Annotated in this window: 19 protein-coding genes and 1 pseudogene; 7 read left to right on the forward strand and 13 right to left on the reverse strand. The window is 60.9% G+C overall.

What is annotated here, in order from left to right:
• The 3 genes from trpB to accD form a co-directional block, all read left to right on the forward strand.
• Positions 1-980: tryptophan synthase subunit beta (trpB, locus tag Q7T10_RS13385; protein ID WP_304749026.1), on the forward strand; the 980-nt coding region annotated here is incomplete at its 5' end.
• Positions 977-1,798, forward strand: a complete 822-nt coding sequence (gene trpA / locus Q7T10_RS13390; RefSeq protein WP_304749029.1) for a tryptophan synthase subunit alpha — start codon at positions 977-979, stop codon at positions 1,796-1,798. The genes trpB and trpA, both read left to right, overlap by 4 nt.
• A gap of 87 nt (positions 1,799-1,885) precedes the next feature.
• Positions 1,886-2,758: an acetyl-CoA carboxylase, carboxyltransferase subunit beta gene (gene accD, locus Q7T10_RS13395; protein ID WP_304749030.1), complete on the forward strand. Its 873-nt coding sequence runs from the start codon at positions 1,886-1,888 to the stop codon at positions 2,756-2,758.
• A 36-nt stretch (positions 2,759-2,794) separates the two neighbouring features.
• On the opposite strand, the gene Q7T10_RS13400 is transcribed toward accD, so the two are convergent.
• Positions 2,795-3,361, reverse strand: a complete 567-nt coding sequence (locus tag Q7T10_RS13400) for a YggT family protein (RefSeq protein ID WP_304749033.1) — start codon at positions 3,359-3,361, stop codon at positions 2,795-2,797.
• Between the two features lie 190 nt (positions 3,362-3,551).
• Between Q7T10_RS13400 and lysS the strand changes: the two are divergent.
• From lysS to Q7T10_RS13415, 3 genes and pseudogenes are all read left to right on the forward strand, one after another.
• Positions 3,552-5,105, forward strand: a pseudogene (gene lysS, locus Q7T10_RS13405) (lysine--tRNA ligase).
• A 43-nt stretch (positions 5,106-5,148) separates the two neighbouring features.
• The gene (locus Q7T10_RS13410) at positions 5,149-5,694 is read left to right on the forward strand and encodes a YgjP-like metallopeptidase domain-containing protein (protein WP_304749035.1); all 546 of its coding nucleotides are present in this window, start codon (positions 5,149-5,151) and stop codon (positions 5,692-5,694) included.
• A 4-nt stretch (positions 5,695-5,698) separates the two neighbouring features.
• The gene (locus Q7T10_RS13415; protein ID WP_304749038.1) at positions 5,699-6,916 is read left to right on the forward strand and encodes a polysaccharide pyruvyl transferase family protein; all 1,218 of its coding nucleotides are present in this window, start codon (positions 5,699-5,701) and stop codon (positions 6,914-6,916) included.
• Between the two features lie 39 nt (positions 6,917-6,955).
• Here the strand turns inward: Q7T10_RS13415 and Q7T10_RS13420 are convergent, their stop codons facing one another.
• Positions 6,956-7,168 (reverse strand): DUF3820 family protein, encoded by a 213-nt coding sequence (locus tag Q7T10_RS13420; RefSeq protein WP_304749041.1) that lies wholly within the window; start codon positions 7,166-7,168, stop codon positions 6,956-6,958.
• Between the two features lie 2 nt (positions 7,169-7,170).
• A complete protein-coding gene (locus Q7T10_RS13425; protein WP_304749043.1) occupies positions 7,171-7,533 on the reverse strand; it encodes a translation initiation factor Sui1 in 363 nt (120 codons plus the stop codon).
• 149 nt (positions 7,534-7,682) lie between these two features.
• On the opposite strand from Q7T10_RS13425, the gene Q7T10_RS13430 reads away from it, so the two are divergent.
• On the forward strand, positions 7,683-7,910 hold the full coding sequence (locus tag Q7T10_RS13430; protein ID WP_304749045.1) for a hypothetical protein: 228 nt from the start codon (positions 7,683-7,685) through the stop codon (positions 7,908-7,910).
• A 19-nt stretch (positions 7,911-7,929) separates the two neighbouring features.
• On the opposite strand, the gene nagZ is transcribed toward Q7T10_RS13430, so the two are convergent.
• The 10 genes from nagZ to Q7T10_RS13480 form a co-directional block, all read right to left on the reverse strand.
• Positions 7,930-9,012 carry a beta-N-acetylhexosaminidase gene (gene nagZ, locus Q7T10_RS13435; RefSeq protein WP_304749046.1) on the reverse strand — a complete coding sequence of 361 codons (1,083 nt, stop codon included), beginning with the start codon at positions 9,010-9,012 and terminating at the stop codon, positions 7,930-7,932.
• A 66-nt stretch (positions 9,013-9,078) separates the two neighbouring features.
• Complete coding sequence (acpS, locus tag Q7T10_RS13440) at positions 9,079-9,477, reverse strand: holo-ACP synthase (protein ID WP_304749048.1); 399 nt, start codon at positions 9,475-9,477, stop codon at positions 9,079-9,081.
• Between the two features lie 30 nt (positions 9,478-9,507).
• Positions 9,508-10,275, reverse strand: coding sequence for a pyridoxine 5'-phosphate synthase (locus Q7T10_RS13445; RefSeq protein ID WP_304749050.1), 768 nt, complete (start codon positions 10,273-10,275; stop codon positions 9,508-9,510).
• A gap of 8 nt (positions 10,276-10,283) precedes the next feature.
• Complete coding sequence (gene recO / locus Q7T10_RS13450) at positions 10,284-11,036, reverse strand: DNA repair protein RecO (protein WP_304749052.1); 753 nt, start codon at positions 11,034-11,036, stop codon at positions 10,284-10,286.
• A complete protein-coding gene (era, locus tag Q7T10_RS13455) occupies positions 11,023-11,970 on the reverse strand; it encodes a GTPase Era (protein ID WP_304749054.1) in 948 nt (315 codons plus the stop codon). The genes recO and era overlap by 14 nt, the downstream gene beginning before the upstream one ends.
• Before the next feature lie 86 nt (positions 11,971-12,056).
• Positions 12,057-12,743 (reverse strand): ribonuclease III, encoded by a 687-nt coding sequence (gene rnc, locus Q7T10_RS13460; RefSeq protein ID WP_304749056.1) that lies wholly within the window; start codon positions 12,741-12,743, stop codon positions 12,057-12,059.
• A gap of 25 nt (positions 12,744-12,768) precedes the next feature.
• Entirely contained in the window at positions 12,769-13,122 is a 354-nt protein-coding gene (locus Q7T10_RS13465) for a DUF4845 domain-containing protein (protein ID WP_304749057.1), read from the reverse strand.
• 28 nt (positions 13,123-13,150) lie between these two features.
• A complete protein-coding gene (gene lepB / locus Q7T10_RS13470; protein ID WP_304749059.1) occupies positions 13,151-14,116 on the reverse strand; it encodes a signal peptidase I in 966 nt (321 codons plus the stop codon).
• Positions 14,116-15,927 (reverse strand): translation elongation factor 4, encoded by a 1,812-nt coding sequence (lepA, locus tag Q7T10_RS13475; RefSeq protein WP_304749060.1) that lies wholly within the window; start codon positions 15,925-15,927, stop codon positions 14,116-14,118. Before lepA ends, lepB begins: the two co-directional genes overlap by 1 nt.
• 507 nt (positions 15,928-16,434) lie before the next feature.
• A complete protein-coding gene (locus Q7T10_RS13480) occupies positions 16,435-17,901 on the reverse strand; it encodes a DegQ family serine endoprotease (RefSeq protein WP_304749062.1) in 1,467 nt (488 codons plus the stop codon).
• Positions 17,902-17,925 lie beyond the last annotated feature (24 nt).

The raw sequence follows: 17,925 nt of genomic DNA on the forward strand, positions 1-17,925 counted from the left end.
GCGTGATTGCCGAAACTGGCGCCGGCCAGCACGGCGTCGCCACCGCCACCATTTGCGCCCGCTACGGCCTGGAATGCGTGGTCTACATGGGCAGTGAAGACGTCAAGCGCCAGAGCCCCAATGTGTACCGCATGAAGCTACTGGGCGCCACCGTGGTGCCAGTCGAGAGTGGCAGCCGTACGCTCAAGGATGCCCTGAATGAGGCCATGCGCGATTGGGTGGCCAATGTAGACAATACCTTTTACATCATCGGCACCGTGGCGGGGCCGCACCCTTACCCGATGATGGTGCGTGATTTTCAAAGCGTGATCGGCACTGAATGCCTGGTGCAAAAGCCAGAAATGCTGGCGCAGCAGGGTTGCACAACGGCGCAACCCGACGCGGTCATCGCCTGTGTCGGTGGTGGCAGCAACGCGATGGGTATCTTCTATCCCTACATCCAGCATGAAAACACCCGCCTGATCGGCATCGAGGCGGCGGGCGAAGGCATGGACTCCGGCCGTCACTCGGCCTCGCTGCAACGCGGCAGCCCCGGCGTGCTGCACGGCAACCGCACCTATGTGCTGCAGGACAACAACGGCCAGGTGACCGAGACCCATAGCATCAGCGCCGGGCTGGACTACCCCGGCGTCGGCCCGGAACACGCCTCTCTGAAAGATATTGGTCGCGCTGAATACGTCGGCATCACCGACAAGGAAGCGCTGGAAGCCTTCCACTACCTGTGCCGCACCGAAGGCATTATTCCCGCGCTCGAATCGAGTCACGCCGTGGCCTATGCCATGAAGCTGGCCAAGACCATGCGCCCGGACCAGTCGATCCTGGTGAATCTGTCCGGCCGGGGCGACAAGGACATTGGCACCGTGGCCGACCTGAGCAATGCCGACTTTTTTTGCCGTCCCAGTTGTACAGGCCAATCGGTGAAAGGCGGAGAAGCATCCTCTTTGGGTGCCGCAGAGAAAATCGTGAGGATGCCGAAATGAGCCGTATTGCCGCTACTTTTTCCGCCCTGAAGGCCACAGGCCGCAAGGCGCTCATCCCCTACGTGACCGCCGGTTTCCCGTTTGCGGATGTCACGCCCGAGTTGATGCATGCCATGGTGGCGGGCGGCGCCGACGTGATTGAACTGGGCGTGCCCTTCTCCGACCCCAGCGCCGACGGCCCGGTGATTCAGAAAGCCGGCGACAAGGCCCTGGCCCAAGGCATTGGCATGGTGCAGGTGCTGGACATGGTGCGCGCCTTTCGCACCCAGGACGCCAGCACCCCGGTGGTGCTGATGGGCTATGCCAACCCGGTGGAGCGCTACAACCAAAAGCACGACCGCAAAGATGGCAAGAGCGCTTTTGTGGCGGATGCGGCTGGAGCCGGCGTGGACGGCGTGCTGATCGTGGATTACCCGCCCGAAGAGTGCCAGGATTTTGCCGCCGAGCTGAAAAGCCATGGGTTGGACCTGATCTTTTTGCTGGCCCCGACCAGTACCGACGAGCGCATGCAGCAGGTCGCCGCGGTGGCCAGTGGCTATGTCTATTACGTCTCGCTCAAGGGCGTGACGGGCGCCGGCACGCTGGACACCGGGGCGGTGGAAGCCATGTTGCCGCGTATTCGCCAGCATGTGAAGGTGCCGGTGGGCGTCGGTTTTGGCATCCGTGACGCTGCCACCGCCCGCACCATTGGCAAAGTGGCCGATGCCGTGGTGATTGGCAGCAAAATCATCCAGCTGATTGACGACCAGCCGCGCGACCAGGTCGCGCCGGTTGCCCAGAACTTCCTGCGCGAAATCCGGACCGCGCTGGATTCATAATCCACCCCGGAACTGAAACTGTGCGGGACAATTTGCAGCTACGCGATAGCGAAGCCATCTTTGTCCTCAACTAATTAAGGTGAACCCATGAGCTGGCTCGAAAAACTGCTACCCCCCAAAATTCAACACACCAACCCGGCCGACCGACGCAGCGTGCCGGAAGGTCTGTGGATCAAATGCCCCAGTTGTGACTCCGTGCTGTACAAAACGGACCTGGAGCAAAACCAGAACGTCTGCCCCACCTGCAGTCACCACCACCGCATTGGTGCGCGGCCTCGGCTCAATGTATTTCTGGACAACGAGGGGCGCTTCGAAATTGGGCAGGAAGTGCTGCCGGTCGACGCACTCAAGTTCAAGGACAGCCGCAAGTACCCGGAGCGTTTGAAAGAAGCACTGGAAAACACCGGCGAGACTGACGCGCTGGTGGTGATGGGCGGCGCGGTCCACGGCATCAGCCTGGTGGCAGCCTGCTTTGAATTTGAGTTCATGGGCGGCAGCATGGGCTCGGTAGTGGGCGAACGCTTTGTGCGCGGCGTGCATACCGCCATTGAGCAGAAAGTGCCGTTTGTCTGCTTCACCTCCACCGGCGGTGCACGCATGCAGGAGGGCCTGCTCAGCCTGATGCAAATGGCCAAAACCAATGCCTCGCTCACCCGGCTGGCCAAGAAGGGGCTGCCCTTTATCAGCGTGCTGACCGACCCGACCATGGGGGGGGTGAGCGCCGGCTTTGCCTTCCTGGGCGACGTGGTGATCGCCGAACCCAAGGCTTTGATCGGCTTTGCCGGCCCCCGCGTGATTGAGTCCACCGTGCGCGTGACGCTACCGGAAGGCTTTCAACGTGCCGAGTTTTTGCAGACCAAAGGCGCGATCGACTTCATCTGCGACCGCCGCGAACTACGCAAGACCGTGGCCAGTACGCTCGCCATGCTGCAGCGCCAGCCCGCTGACGCGGTGATCTGAGCAACGCTGGTACTGCGGGAAGTCAGGCCGGCAAAGTCAGGTTGCCAGCAAGGCCAGACCCTGCAGGTGACCCAGCAAGATCGAGGCTATCTGGAGCAACACCAGCAGCACCAGCGGCGACAGATCAATGCCTCCGACCAGCGGCAGCACACGCCGGATCGGCGTCAGGGGCGGCGCGCACAGCCGTTCGATCACATCCGACATGACGGAACGGGTCTGCACCCAGGACAGGACCGCGTAAACAATCACCAGACCAGTCAGCCCGGAAATGACCAGTCGCAGCAAGCCGAAAACGGCCAGAATCGGCACAGCGAACAAGCCGCCATCCGCCCCAGCCAGCAGCCACAGCAGGACAAACTGCGTCAGTTCCAGCAAGTAGGCGGCCACCAGGCTGGCCAGATCCCAGCGCCCCAAGGCCGGCACCACACGCCGCAGCGGCAACACCAGCCAGTCGGTCAGGGCAAAGACAAAGCGCCCCAGTGGATTGCCCGAGCGACTGGACATGGGAATGCGCTGGTACTGCATGTACAGCCGCAACAAACAGGCGCCGCCCAACACGCCGGTGACGACCTCAAGCAACAGGGAAATGATTTGATAAAGCATGAAAATTTGCGGGACAGGTCAGCGCCACGCAGCGCGCAGCCAGCTCTGTCTTCAACTGATTAAGGGATGTAAATCTCACAGCATCATAACGACAGGTCGCGGGCCACTTAAAATCTACACTTTCGGCCAAAAAAGGCCCCTGACCGCCCTTATCTGCACCGCCTTCGCTGCCCCTACTATTGCGCCCCTCATGTCTGATCACAACACCCCCTTAGCTCCCCATGACGAAAACCAGCTGATCCTGGAGCGGCGCGAAAAACTCAAGGCCATCCGCCAGCAGCAGGCTGAAGGCAAAGGCGTGGCCTTCCCCAACGACTTCAAACCGAGCGATCACGCCGCCGACTTGTTTGCCGCCCACGCCGGCCAGACCCCGGAAGGCCTGATCGAGCAAGGCGCCAGCGCCAAGGTGGCCGGGCGCATGATGCTCAAGCGCGTCATGGGCAAGGCCAGCTTTGCCACCCTGCAAGACAGCACCGGCCGCATCCAGATCTACATCAAGGGCGAGGACATTGGCGCGGACCTGTACGCCAGCTTCAAGCACTGGGACCTGGGCGACATCGTGGCCGCCGAAGGCAAGGTCTTCAAGACCAAGACCGGCGAGCTCTCCATCCACGCCACCAGCGTGCGCCTGCTGACCAAAAGCCTGCGCCCCATGCCCGACAAGTTCCACGGCATGAACGACGAGGAAGTCAAAGACCGCCCGCGCTATGTCGACCTGATGACTGAGGAGACCGCGCGCAAGCGCTTTGTGGCGCGCTCTTAAGCGGTCAGCGGCATTCGTGAATTCATGGTGGCGCACAACTTCCTGGAAGTCGAGACACCCATGCTGCACCCGATTCCGGGGGGTGCCAACGCCAAGCCTTTCACCACGCACCACAATGCGCTGGACCAGCAGATGTTCCTGCGCATTGCACCGGAGCTGTACCTGAAGCGCCTGCTGGTGGGCGGATTTGAGCGCGTGTATGAAATCAACCGCAACTTCCGCAACGAAGGCATCTCGGTGCGCCACAACCCCGAGTTCACCATGATGGAGTTCTACGCGGCGTACTGGGACTACCAGGACCTGATGACCTTCACCGAGGCCCTGATTCGCGATGCGGCGCACAAGGCAGTCGACACCCTGCAGCTGAGTTACGGCGGCAAGCCGGTCGACCTGTCGCAGCCGTTTGAACGCCTGACGATCCGTGAAGCCATCATGAAGCACACCGAAGCGGGCGAAGCCCTTGAAGGCAGCGTTGACCTGAAGGTCGACAGCGAGGCCTGGCTCATCAGCGCCCTGCGCAAACTCGGTCTGACCGAGGGCAAACACAAGCTCTCCACCCGCTCGCTGGCCAGCCTGCAGGTGCTGTACTTTGAAGAAACCGTGGAAGAAAAACTGTGGCAGCCCACCTTCATTTGCGAGCACCCGGTCGAGATTTCCCCCCTGGCCCGTGCCAGCGACCACAAACCCGGGGTGACCGAACGCTTTGAGCTCTACATCACCGGCCGCGAATTCGGCAACGGTTTTTCCGAACTGAACGACGCCGAAGAGCAGGCCGCCCGCTTTCACGCGCAGGTGGCCGCCAAAGACAGTGGCGACGACGAAGCCATGTACTTCGACCACGACTTCGTGCGCGCCTTGGAATACGGCATGCCACCGGCCGGTGGCTGTGGCATCGGCATCGACCGCCTGATGATGTTGCTGACCGACAGCGCCAGCATCCGCGACGTGATTCTGTTCCCCGCGCTGCGCCGGGAGGCTTGAGCTAAATAGGCCTCCAGCCCCCGTATTGATTGCGCTGACAGCTATGACTTCAATAGCAACGAAGCCACTGAAGTACCTGCATGGCTACGCCGAAGACACCCTGGCGCAGGTCGAACAGCTGCTCGCCAACAACCGCCTGGGCGAGTGGCTGCAGAACAAGTACCCCAGCGGCCACGGCGTTCGAACCGACAAGGCCCTGTTTGAGTACGTGCAGGAGCTCAAACAGGCCTACCTGCGCGGGGCCGAGCCGCTCAGCAAAGTTGCCTTTGACAGCAAGCTGCAGGTCGTTCAGCACGCCCTGGGCACCCACACCACGATCTCGCGCGTGCAGGGCAGCAAGCTCAAGTCCAAACGCGAAATTCGCATCGCCGCCCTGTTCAAGGATGCGCCGGCGGAGTTTCTGAAGATGATCACGGTTCACGAACTCGCCCATCTCAAGGAACGCGCCCACGACAAGGCCTTCTACCAGCTTTGCGCCTACATGGAGCCCAGCTACCACCAGCTGGAGTTTGAGGTGCGCATGTACCTGACCCATCTGGACGCATCAGGCACACGCTTGTGGGGGCAGGCCGCGCCGGGCGAAGCCTGAGGTCATGCCGTACGATGCGGCCATGGAGCGGCCCATCATCCTCTTTGGCGCATTTGATCGCCATAACTTTGGCGATCTGCTGTTTCCCCACATCGCTGCAGCCTTGCTACCGCATGAACATCTGGTGTTCGCCGGCCTGGCGAGCCGTGATCTGCGACCTTACGGCGGCCATGCGGTCCGGGCACTGGCAGAGCTGGCGACAGAATGGGAAGAGCGCACGGCCATCCTGATCCATGTCGGCGGCGAGATCCTCACCTGCAGCGCGTGGCAGGCTGCCGTCATGCTATTGCCGCCCGAACAGGCGCAGCACACCCTCGCCTATCTGGATGCCAGACCGCAACAAAAGACGCAATGGGTGCGCAGCAGCGTGGGAAGCTCTCAGCTGGCGCCCTACACACTGTCGCGCCAGCGTTTTCCCGGACTGGCGCGGGTGATCTACAACGCAGTAGGCGGTGTCGATCTGGACCAGGCCGACCCCGCACTGCGCGTCGAGGTCCTGGCGAATCTCGGGGCGGCGGACGATGTGAGCGTTCGCGACCGGCAGACGCTGGCGCACCTGACTGCCGCCGGCATCAAGACCCGCCTGATGCCCGATCCCGCCGTGATGGTGGCCGAGCTCTTCGCCACGCTGATCCGGCAACACGGGCAACAAGGCGAAGTCGCGCACATGCGGTACGACTTGCCGCAGGGCTACATCGCGGTGCAATTCAGCGCGGACTTCGGCGACGACGAGACGCTGACGGAGATCACCGCCCAGCTTGACCAGATCATGGTTTCAAGCGGCCTGGGCGTGGTGTTCTTCCGGGCCGGTGCGGCACCATGGCATGACGATCTCGCCTGCTACCAGCGTGTCGCCGCACGCATGCGCTCAGCATCGGTGAAGGTTTTTGAATCGCTTGACGCCTGGGACATCTGCGCCCTGATCGCCAGCAGTCGTGCCTATTGCGGCAGCAGCCTGCACGGCAGGATTGTGGCGATGGCATTGGCCCTGCCACGCATCAACCTGCGCCAGCCGGCATTGACCCACCACGCCGGCAAGCAAACGGCATTCGCGGCGACCTGGGAGGAAGCCGGTGTACCCGCCACGGTTGACGTGGGTGGCATCGCGCAGGGCATTCGCCATGCCTTGGCGGTGGACCCGGATCAGCTGCGGCGCACCGCGAGACGACTGGTCACGCAGTACCGGCAGGGCTTCGAGGCGATGCACGCCGCGCTGGCGTGAGCAGTCCTGCAAGACCAGCGGCGTATCAAGGCAGGGAGCTCAGGTGCCGCGCAGCGGCTTGAGCAAATCCGACAAGCCGTTGTGGTCGATCTCGTGCATCAGGGCCAGCAAGCGCCCTATTTCGCCTTTCGGGACACCCTCGCGCGCAAACCAGGCCAGGTAGTCGCCCGGAAGATCGGCAATCAGCCGCCCTTTGTATTTACCAAAGGGCATGGTACGGGTCACCAGCAGTTGCAGGTCTTCAGGATTCATGCTCAGCCGCCGGCACGCTTGACGACAAAGCCCTGACTTTTCAGCATCTCGATGACGCGGTCGCAGTGGTCGCCCTGCACCTCAATGACCCCATCCTTGACCGTGCCGCCCGAGCCGCAGGCGGTTTTGAGCTGCTTGCCCAGGGCGGCCAGCGCCAGCGCATCGAGTGCCAACCCCCGCACCAGTGTCACGCCCTTGCCGGCGCGGCCCTTGGTTTCGCGCGAGACCCGCACCACCCCGTCCGACGGCGCCCGCGCCGGGGCGGTACTGCAGCGGCAGTTGGCCTTGGGTTGACGACACACCGGACACATGCGCCCGGCCTCGGTGGAGTAGACCAAGCCACCACTTGTGGATCTGGATTTCATGGGGTTTTTGCATTTACGAAAGGATGCCTCATTGTCGGGGATGGCACGGACCCGATAGCCGCTATGTTTTTCATAGCTGCTCGCGCAAATGACACGAGGGCCATGTGCCAAAATGACCCCTGAGCCAACCCGTCCCGAGGAGTCCCGTCATGTCACGTCCCAATGTGTGGGCGACCAAGGTCGCCGCCCTGATTCAGGGTGGCAACAGCGCGGCCGCCCTGGATCAGATCAAGGTTGCCCCCACGGTAAAAGACCTGCAACAGCTGCGCGCCCTCCTCATCAGCGCCAAGCTGCTGGCACGGCACCCCAACGTCGATGCGGCAACCCAGGACATGATCACGGCCCTGTCATCGCCGCGGCTGCACCGCTCACCCTAGAGCGTCAAGGCAGCCCGGGTCAGGGAATCTGATCCAGCGCGTGCATGTAGTCGGGCTGCACCATCAGGGCGTCCCACTCGGTTGCGGGTGCGCGCGGCAACAAGGACAGACGGCGCTGTTCGCTGGCCTCCTGCGGCTGCCACCCGCCCTTGACTTGTGCCTCGGTCAGCCCTTCTATCAGGGCGTCCACTGCCCTGCCCCCGTCCAGTGACTGGTTGCACAGCAACACCATGTCGCAGCCCGCATTCAGCGCTGCGACCGCCGCCTCGGTATAGCTGACCTCCTGGCCGTCAATCAGCCGGGCGCCGGCCATGGACAGGTCGTCGCTGAAAACCGCGCCGCCAAAGCCGAGCTGGCCGCGCAGGATGTCATTGAGCCACTTCGACGAAAAACCGGCCGGCCGTGCGTCCACCTTGGGGTAGACCACATGCGCCGGCATGACGCTGCTGAGCGTGGTATTGAGCCAGCCGTACGGGGCAGCGTCATCAGCCAGAATGGCCTTCAAACTGCGTTTGTCCACCGGGATGTCGGTGTGTGAATCCGCCTTGACAAAACCGTGGCCAGGAAAGTGCTTGCCGCAATTGGCCATGCCACTCTGCAGCAGGCCATGCATCAGGCTCTTGGCCAGCAGGCTCACCACGCGCGGGTCACGGGCAAAGGCGCGGTCGCCAATGACACTGCTCTCGCCAAAATCAAGATCAAGCACGGGCGTGAAGCTGAAGTCCACGCCACAGGCCCGCAGCTCGGCACCCAGCACAAAGCCGCAGGCGGTAGCGGCATTGGTGGCTTGCATGGCGCCGGCCCCCTCACCTGCCTTGCCATCGTGCAGCCACATCTCGCCCAAAGCGCGCATCGGCGGCAGGTGGGTGAAGCCATCGGCCTTGAAGCGCTGCACGCGGCCGCCTTCGTGGTCGACGCAGATCAGCAAATCACGACGCACTTTTTTGATGTCGCGGCACAGCTGGGTCAGTTGCGCCCGGTCCTGCCAGTTGCGGGCAAACAGGATGAGGCCACCCACCAGCGGGTGCTTGAGGCGTTGGCGGTCAGTCCTGGTCAGGCTCAGGCCAGCCACGTCGATGATGAGGGGGGCGTGTTGTGTCATGGAGGGACTTTCAGTGAAAATTATTTGCTATATATTTTATAGCTACCGGCGCTTTAATACCGGGGGCTAGAGGTCTTTTTTCTCTACGACGCAGAAGCTGGCCGCGTAGTCGGTTTCATCCGTCACGCTCACGTGCGCACTCAGGCCGCGGGCTTCGAACCAGTCCTTCAGCACACCATGCAGCACGATGGTGGGCTGGCCGCTGGGCAGCTTGCCAATCTCGCACAGGCGCCAGGTCATGGGCATCACCATGCCCATGCCAATGGCCTTGCTGAAGGCTTCTTTGGCGCTAAAGCGGGTGGCGAGGTAACGGATGCCGCGCTCGGGCCAGCGCGCGCTGCGGGCCTTCCAAGTAGCGAATTCGGCCTCGCTCAAGATCTTGAGGGCGAAGCGGTCGCCGTGGCGCCCCAGGCTGGCGCGGATGCGACGCACGTCGCAGATGTCGGTGCCAATGCCGTAGATCATGCTGCGAACCTTTAACCGGCCCCGGCAGGCTCAGCCCGAACGGGCCGGGGCGAACGCGCTGTCGATGCAGCGCAGGTAATCCTGAATCGTGGCGCTGTAGCCCAGTTCCAGCGCATCGGCGATCAGGGCATGGCCGATCGAGACTTCTGCCACACCGGGCACTGCGCGGATGAAGGCACTGAGGTTGCCGCGGTTCAAGTCATGTCCGGCGTTGACGCCCAGGCCGGCATCCAGCGCCGCTTGCGCGGCCGCGGCAAAACGTCTCAGCTCGGCATCCTGCTGTGGGGTGCCCCAGGCAGCGGCATAGGGCTCGGTATACAGCTCCACGCGGTCGGCACCAACGGCTTTGGCTGCGGCCATGGCGGGGGCGTCGGCGTCCATGAACAGGCTGACGCGCACGCCCAGGCTCTGGGCCTCGGCAATGAGCGGACGCAGACGGTCCGCGTCGTGGGCCAGATTCCAGCCATGGTCGCTGGTGAACTGGCCTTCGGAGTCCGGCACGAGAGTGCATTGGTGCGGACGGAATTCCCGCACGAAGCCCATCAGGTTCTGGTACGGATTGCCTTCGATGTTGAACTCACGGTCCGGCCAGGACTTCATCAACGCCGCCAGGTCACGCACGTCGTCCGCCCGGATATGGCGCTCGTCCGGACGCGGATGCACCGTGATGCCGTTGGCCCCCGCCTGCAGGCACAGCGTAGCCGCGCGCGTGACGCTGGGGATGCCCAGATGGCGCGTGTTGCGCACCAAAGCCACTTTGTTCAGGTTGACCGAGAGCGCTGTCCTGTTCGTGTTCATGTTTATCTTCAGAGGGATTGAAGGTCAATCATCATTTGGCGCGTACGCAGGGTATTCACCCCACAATGGTAAGTCAGCAGCGTGCGCAACTGGGGTTTGAGCTCCGCCATCACTTCAGAGCAGGCGCGCAAAGTGGCAGTAAACGGGGCCCGGTCACCCAGCGACTGCTGTAGCGCCGTCCATTGCGCGCCGCTGAGGCTGGCCCGATCCGCCGCATTGGTCTGACGCAGGCCACCTTCGGGCACCAGACTGTAGCGGGCCTGCGGGTCCAGATCAAGCAGTGTCATGGTCTGGGCGTCCAGCAGGGGCAGCAGCCCGATCTCGCGCAGCAGCAACAGCTCGAAGGCGCGCAGGGCAGACTGCAGGACCTCGCCGTGCTCGGACGCAATCACCTGCACCACATTGGCGTAGACGTCGAACAAGCGCGGATGCGGGTCATCGCGCGCCAGCAGCAGCAACAGAAGTTCGTTGAGGTAAAGGCCGGACATCAGCGCGTCGCCAGTCGGCATGACATGGCCGCCCTGCCACTCGGCGCTTTTGAGGGTGCGGATTTCGGCATCGCCGCCAAACGCGACGTGCAGCGGCTGCAGTGGCAACAAGATGGGGCGAAAGCTGGAGCTGGGCCGCTTGGCGCCCTTGGCCACCAGCGCAATGCGCCCGTGGTGGCGCGTGAATACTTCCAGAATCAGGCTCGACTCGCTCCAGTCGTAGCGGTGCAGGACATAAGCGGGTTCGTCAGCGATGCGCTTATTGGTAGCCAAAGCTGCGCACCCGCGCTTCGTCGTCAGCCCAACCCGAGCGCACCTTGACCCACAACTCGATGAAGACCTTGGCATCCAGCAGCTTTTCCAGCTCGACCCGGGTCTCCGTCCCGATGCGCTTGATGCGCTCGCCCTTGTCGCCGATCACCATCGCTTTGTGGGTGTCTCGCTCCACGACGATGGTGGCCGCTATCTTGAGCAGCCGTTTTTGGCCCTTGCGCGCAGGCGGCTCTTCCTCAAACTTGTCAATGACCACCGTGGACGTGTACGGCAACTCGTCCCCGGTGAGACGAAACAGCTTTTCGCGCACGGTCTCGCTGGCCAGGAATTTCTCGCTGCGGTCGGTCAGTTCGTCTTCGGCGTACCACCAGGCCTGCTCCGGCAGGTACTTTTCGCAAATCGTGAGCAGTCGTTCAATGTCTTTGGCGTTCTTGGCCGACATCGGGACAAACTCGGCAAACGCGTGGCGCTGCTGCATCTCCTGCAGCCACGGCGCGATGTCGGCGCGGCGGGTGACCTGATCCAGCTTGTTCGCTACCAACAGGGTGGGAATGTCCTTGCTCAGCAGCGCCAGCACCTTGGCATCGGCCTGGTTGAACATGCCGGCTTCCACCACGAACAGAATCAGGTCCACATCGCCCACAGCGCCCAGCACGGTCTTGTTGAGCGAGCGGTTCAGGGCGTTGTTGTGGCGTGTCTGGAAACCCGGTGTATCGACAAACACAAACTGCGTGGCACCCTGGGTGTGCATGCCGGTGATGCGGTGGCGCGTAGTCTGCGCCTTGCGCGAGGTGATGCTGATCTTCTGGCCGACCAGGGCGTTAAGCAGGGTCGACTTGCCGACGTTGGGTTTGCCCACGATGGCGACCAGGCCGCAACGCTGCCCTTCAACCGGGGTGTCTGCGGGTGCGGCCGTGCGCATGCCTTTGAGCATGCTTTCCAGATCATTTTGACCTTCAGCCCCCGTGGAATCTGTGCTAACAGCTACTGATTTAGTAGCATCTGTGGATTTTTTTGCAGTCATTGCCGGATCTTTGCCTTGATTGTTTGCAGCATCGCAGCAGCTGCGGCCTGTTCGCCGGCACGGCGCGAGCCGCCAATGCCGCGTTCTGAAAAATTGAGTTCAATGATTTCACATTCGACGTCAAACGTCTGCTTGTGCGCCGCGCCCTGGGTCCCCACGACCCGGTACAGCGGCAAATTCATTTTGCGCCCCTGCAGCCACTCCTGCAACTCGGTCTTGGGGTCTTTGCCAATGGCTTCCATTTCCGGGTTGATTTCGACCGCTTTGAACAGGCGATGGACCAGGCTTTGCGCCGCCGAAAAACCCGCATCCAGATAGACGGCGCCGATGATGGCTTCAAGGGCATCGGCCAGGATGGAAGGCCTCTTTTGCCCCCCGGATCGGGCCTCACCCTCCCCCAGACGAATTACATCGGGCAAACCCAGCTCGACCGCCAGCTGGTGCAGCGTCTCCTGCTTGACCAGATTGGCGCGCACACGGGACAGGTCGCCCTCAGGCAAGGCACTCAGCCGCTCATACAGCAAATCAGCGACGGCGAGGTTCAGGACGGAATCACCCAGAAACTCCAGCCGCTCGTAGTGATCGGCTGAGAAACTTCGGTGCGTCACAGCGCGAGTCAGCAGACCCGCGTTCGAAAACTCATACTGCAGGCGACGCTGCAGCGCAATCAGCCCTTCATTCACGCTCCAATACCTCTGCCCTGGCGCATTATTTGGAGCGACCTGCGTATTTGAGTGTCAGGTAACCGGGGCCCGCCAGATGGATTTCGCGCTGGTAGGCAAAACTGACGACGATCTTGTCGCCCTCTTTGGTGACCTCCAGATCCTTGCCGCTGATGGCGTTGATGTTGTCGATCGCGGCCGCCTTGTCAAAGATGGTGCGCACTTCAACGACTGAATTGCCTTCCCGCGCCTTGTTGACGGCTTTGAGAACCGACTGGTATTCGATGGCCGTCGGCACGACTTGCGCAGTAATCACCCCGGTCACGGCCAGCAAACCGCCAACCACCAGGATCCCCAAAAAAGACACGCCGCGCTGCCTGGACTTGAACTGAACCGTCATACATTTTCCCCTAATGGTGAAGCCAATTTCAATTGAACGACCCGATGCGCTTCAGACTGCTGAAGTTCATCCAGACAAAGAATGCTCTTCCGACAATGTTCTTGTCAGGCACGAAGCCCCAGTAACGCGAGTCCAGCGAATTATCGCGGTTGTCCCCCATCATGAAGTAGTGGCCTTCCGGCACTTTGCAGACGACCCCTTCGACGCTGTAGCGGCAGTTCTGCTTGAAGGCGAAATCATCCGTTCCCGGAACAAACGCAGGGCGGTCATCGTCGTTGAGGATTCTGTGCTTGTGCTCGCCCAGGGACTCTTCATACTGTTTGAAATAGCGCATCACGTCTTCGTCAAAGAATTCGGGGACCGCCACCGTTGTCATCACTTTTCCGTTGATGGTCAGGCGTTTGTTGAGATAAGCGACTTCATCGCCGGGTACGCCGACCACCCGCTTGATGTAGTCCAGACTGGGCTTGGGCGGGTAGCGGAACACCATCACATCGCCGCGCTGCGGTTTGTTGCCTTCGGTGATTTTGGTGTTGATCACTGGCAGGCGCACACCGTAGTGAAATTTGTTGACCAGGATAAGGTCCCCTACCAACAGGGTGGGAATCATGGAGCCTGAAGGGATCTTGAACGGCTCGAACAGGAATGAGCGCAGGAAAAACACGGCGATGATCACCGGAAAGAGCCCGGCCGTCCAGTCCAGCCACCAGGGTTGCGCGAGGATGCGTCCGCGGGCCACAGCAATGTCCCCATCCACCTGGCTGATGCCCAGCTTGCCCAGTTCCACACGACGCTGGGCCGCTTCGGCTTCCAGCAGAGCTGCTGCTTTTTGCCGCTGGGGTAGAAAATAAAAACGCTCGGCCAGCCAGTAAGCGCCGGTCACAACGGTTGCCAGAAATAGCAGCAGTGCAAAGTTGCCTTCCACCATGCCAAAGTACCAGGCACCGGCGTAGCCCACGAAGGCAGCCAGAATCAGGGAGGTCAGAACTTGCATCAGCCGTCCACCTGCAAAATTGCCAGAAATGCCTCTTGCGGCACTTCAACTGAACCGATTTGCTTCATACGTTTCTTACCTTCTTTTTGTTTGTCCAGGAGCTTGCGCTTGCGTGAAATATCACCGCCATAGCACTTGGCGATGACGTTCTTGCGCAGCGCCTTGATTGACTCGCGCGCAATGATATTGGAGCCAATGGCGGCCTGAATCGCGACATCGTACATCTGGCGGGAAATGGTCTCCCGCATCTTGGCCACCACCGCCCGGCCGCGAAATTGCGACTGCGAGCGGTGCACGATGATCGACAGCGCATCGACCTTGTCGCCGTTGAGCAGAATGTCGACCTTCACCACGTCGGCGGCCCGGTATTCCTTGAACTCGTAGTCCATGGACGCGTAGCCCCGCGACACGGACTTGAGCTTGTCAAAGAAATCCAGAACAATTTCAGCCAGCGGCATCTCGTAGGTGAGCATCACCTGGCGACCGTGGTAGGCCATGTTCATCTGCACACCGCGCTTCTGGTTGGCCAAGGTCATCACGGCACCGACATAGTCTTGCGGCATGTACAGATGCACGGTGACGATCGGCTCGCGTATCTCGTCCATCCGGCCCTGATCGGGCATCTTGGACGGATTTTCAACCATCCTCACTTCGCCGTCCGCCTGCACCACCTGATACACAACGCTGGGCGCGGTGGTGATCAGATCCTGGTCAAACTCGCGCTCCAGGCGCTCCTGCACGATCTCCATGTGCAGCAGACCCAGAAAGCCACAGCGAAAACCGAAACCCAGTGCTTGCGACACTTCGGGTTCATAGTGCAGCGATGAATCGTTCAGCTTGAGCTTCTCCAGGCTGTCGCGCAGGCCTTCATATTGATTGGCTTCGGTCGGATACAGACCGGCAAACACCTGCGGCTGGATTTCCTTGAAACCGGGCAGCGGTTCCGTCGCCGTGAAGGCGGCACCGCCGGTACCGGGTTTGATCAGGGTGATGGTGTCACCCACCTTGGCGGCTTGCAGTTCGCGAATGCCCGCGATGATATAGCCCACCTCACCCGCCTCCAGTGAGTCGCGTGACTCATTGGCGGGGGTGAACACCCCAAGGTTATCGGCGTTGTACATCGTGCCGGTCGCCATCATCTTGAAGCGATCGCCCTTGGCCAGTCGACCATCGACCACGCGCACCAGCATCACCACGCCGACATAAGTGTCGAACCAGCTGTCAACGATCATGGCGCGCAAGGGCCCAGCCGGGTTGCCCTTGGGCGGCGGAATTCTGGCGACCACCGCTTCGAGAATGTCGTCAATGCCCATGCCGGTCTTGGCCGAACACGCGATGGCATCGGTGGCATCAATGCCGATCACATCTTCAATTTCAACTTTGGCGTTCTCAGGATCTGCATTCGGCAAATCCATTTTATTGAGCACGGGCACCACCTCGACGCCAAGCTCCAGGGCGGTGTAGCAGTTGGCAACGGTTTGCGCTTCAACACCCTGGCTGGCATCCACCACCAGCAGTGCGCCTTCGCACGCAGAGAGTGAACGACTCACTTCATAGGAGAAGTCCACGTGCCCCGGTGTATCGATCAGATTGAGGTTGTAAATCTGGCCATCGAGCGCTTTGTATTTCAGTGCTGCGGTCTGCGCCTTGATGGTTATCCCACGCTCTTTCTCGATGTCCATCGAGTCCAGCACCTGGGCTTGCATCTCCCGCTCCTGCAAGCCGCCACAACGCTGAATCAAGCGATCCGCCAATGTGGATTTGCCGTGATCAATGTGCGCAATGATCGAGAAATTTCTGATGTGATTCATCAACGGGAACACTTAAGTGATTGAATTAAAACGATGAGACAAGAAAAAAGGGCGCGTCGAATGCTGACGCGCCCTGAACCAACAATCATTGGCAACTGCGAAGGTTGGAGCTTCATTGTAGGCAAAAAGCCAGGAACGTACAGCCCAAAAAACCGTCACCATGAGGCGTTGCCATGCAGCAACAAGAACTTTATACACAACTTATTAACAATTTTGGCGAATGAACATCTGGACAACTTGTGGGTGAACTGTGGACCGCTTGTGGGTGATTCCAGTTCATCCCGTATCGTGGACTAAGGCTCTTGCGATATGCCTGTAATCCTTGATCATCCGCCTCCATTCTAACCAAAATGGCAACTACCCGAATTGAAAGTTAGTGAATGCCAACATCTATTCATTGAAAAAACAGGTCGAAATATATTTTTCCATCGTTCTTTTGAAGGGCAATTCAGCCAAAAAGACCCAAAACCCGACTCCAGATCGGGGTCTTCTCACAATTGCCGATGCTTAGCGTGTGGGTCGAATCACTGCGTATTGGGCCCATTCACCCCGTCGCAGCAGCACATTGACGGGCTTGTTCTTGTCCAGCTTCTGCACTGCCGCGTCGAACTCCTTGACGTTGGCAACCGTCACGTTGGCAACCGCCACGATCACGTCACCCTCACGCACGCCGGCGCGGGCAGCCGCATCCGTGGCAGCTTCGACCTTCACGCCGCCTTTGATCTTGAGCTCCTTCTTGAGTGCGTCAGTCAACTCGCTGACCGCCAACCCGAGTGCCTGCCCGGCCGATGATGCCTTGGGCTTGTCGTCCTTGTCGACCGCTTTTCGGACGGGCTTGTCAGCCTCGACTTCCGCAATTGTAACTGTCAACTCCTTGTATCCGCCCCGCCGAAACACGGTCAGCGAACTGCGGGTGCCCGGTTTGGTCCCACCCACCATGCGCGGCAGGTCGCTGGACTTCTCGACCACTTTCCCTTCAAACTTGGTGATGATGTCACCCGCCTCGACGCCCGCCTTCTCGGCTGGCCCGCCGGCCTCGACACTGCGCACCAGTGCCCCTTGCGGTTTACCCAAGCCGATGGACTCCGCCACGTCCTTGGTGACCTGGTCAATCTGCACGCCGATGCGACCGCGCGTGACACGGCCAGACACCCGCAACTGCTCGCTGACACGAACCGCTTCGTCCATCGGGATGGCAAACGAGATGCCCATGGAACCGCCAGAGCGCGAATAAATCTGGCTGTTGATGCCCACAACTTCCCCACGCATGTTGATCAGTGGGCCGCCCGAATTGCCGGGGTTGATCGCCACATCGGTCTGAATGAACGGAAGGTAGTCACCGGTATCGCGCTGCTTGGCGCTGACAATGCCGGCCGTCACGGTGTTTTCCAGACCAAACGGAGATCCGATAGCCATCACCCACTCACCAACCTTGAGCCGGGTCACATCACCGACCTTCACCGCAGGCAGGCCCGTGGCTTCGATCTTGACAACCGCAACATCGCTGCGCTTGTCAGCGCCAATGATCTTGGCTTTGAACTCGCGTTTGTCGGTGAGCGTCACGATCACTTCGTCCGCCCCGTCAACGACGTGTGCATTGGTCATGATGAGGCCGTCGGCCGACAGGATGAAACCCGATCCCACGCCGCGTGGCTGCTCTTCCTCGTCCGGCGCAGGGCGATTCGGACGTGGCGCCTGGCGCGGGATATTGGGCATCGGCAGTCCGAATCGACGGAAAAACTCCAGCATTTCCTCTTCGCCGGGCGCGCCCGAGCCGTTACGGGCCGTCACTTTTTCAAGCGTGCGAATGTTCACCACCGACGGACCCACCTGCTCCACCAAATCTGTGAAGTCCGGCAAAGTGCGCACCTGAGCCACTGCGGACGTAACGGGCGCCAACGCGACCGTCAGCGTCAGGACGCTGGCAGCGGTCAGAACATACGCGTTCAGCTTCTTCCAATCGATTTGAATCATCATCGACCTTTCCTTGAAAAACAA

The organism is Rhodoferax sp. (assembly GCF_030646845.1).
Lineage (GTDB): Bacteria > Pseudomonadota > Gammaproteobacteria > Burkholderiales > Burkholderiaceae_C > Rhodoferax.

What these genes read in the sequence shown, in the direction of transcription:
- acpS (WP_304749048.1), bottom strand. Translation starts at nt 9,477, where the DNA reads ATGATCTACGGCATTGGCACCGACATCTGCGACGTGCGTCGCATCCGC.
- Q7T10_RS13480 (WP_304749062.1), bottom strand. Translation starts at nt 17,901, where the DNA reads ATGATTCAAATCGATTGGAAGAAGCTGAACGCGTATGTTCTGACCGCT.
- Q7T10_RS13400 (WP_304749033.1), bottom strand. Translation starts at nt 3,361, where the DNA reads ATGCTTTATCAAATCATTTCCCTGTTGCTTGAGGTCGTCACCGGCGTG.
- Q7T10_RS13420 (WP_304749041.1), bottom strand. Translation starts at nt 7,168, where the DNA reads ATGAATCCTGAAGACCTGCAACTGCTGGTGACCCGTACCATGCCCTTT.
- Q7T10_RS13445 (WP_304749050.1), bottom strand. Translation starts at nt 10,275, where the DNA reads ATGAACACGAACAGGACAGCGCTCTCGGTCAACCTGAACAAAGTGGCT.
- trpA (WP_304749029.1), top strand. Translation starts at nt 977, where the DNA reads ATGAGCCGTATTGCCGCTACTTTTTCCGCCCTGAAGGCCACAGGCCGC.
- Q7T10_RS13465 (WP_304749057.1), bottom strand. Translation starts at nt 13,122, where the DNA reads ATGACGGTTCAGTTCAAGTCCAGGCAGCGCGGCGTGTCTTTTTTGGGG.
- lepA (WP_304749060.1), bottom strand. Translation starts at nt 15,927, where the DNA reads ATGAATCACATCAGAAATTTCTCGATCATTGCGCACATTGATCACGGC.
- lepB (WP_304749059.1), bottom strand. Translation starts at nt 14,116, where the DNA reads ATGCAAGTTCTGACCTCCCTGATTCTGGCTGCCTTCGTGGGCTACGCC.
- Q7T10_RS13410 (WP_304749035.1), top strand. Translation starts at nt 5,149, where the DNA reads ATGACTTCAATAGCAACGAAGCCACTGAAGTACCTGCATGGCTACGCC.
- era (WP_304749054.1), bottom strand. Translation starts at nt 11,970, where the DNA reads ATGCTCAAAGGCATGCGCACGGCCGCACCCGCAGACACCCCGGTTGAA.
- Q7T10_RS13425 (WP_304749043.1), bottom strand. Translation starts at nt 7,533, where the DNA reads ATGAAATCCAGATCCACAAGTGGTGGCTTGGTCTACTCCACCGAGGCC.
- accD (WP_304749030.1), top strand. Translation starts at nt 1,886, where the DNA reads ATGAGCTGGCTCGAAAAACTGCTACCCCCCAAAATTCAACACACCAAC.
- Q7T10_RS13415 (WP_304749038.1), top strand. Translation starts at nt 5,699, where the DNA reads ATGCCGTACGATGCGGCCATGGAGCGGCCCATCATCCTCTTTGGCGCA.
- nagZ (WP_304749046.1), bottom strand. Translation starts at nt 9,012, where the DNA reads ATGACACAACACGCCCCCCTCATCATCGACGTGGCTGGCCTGAGCCTG.
- Q7T10_RS13430 (WP_304749045.1), top strand. Translation starts at nt 7,683, where the DNA reads ATGTCACGTCCCAATGTGTGGGCGACCAAGGTCGCCGCCCTGATTCAG.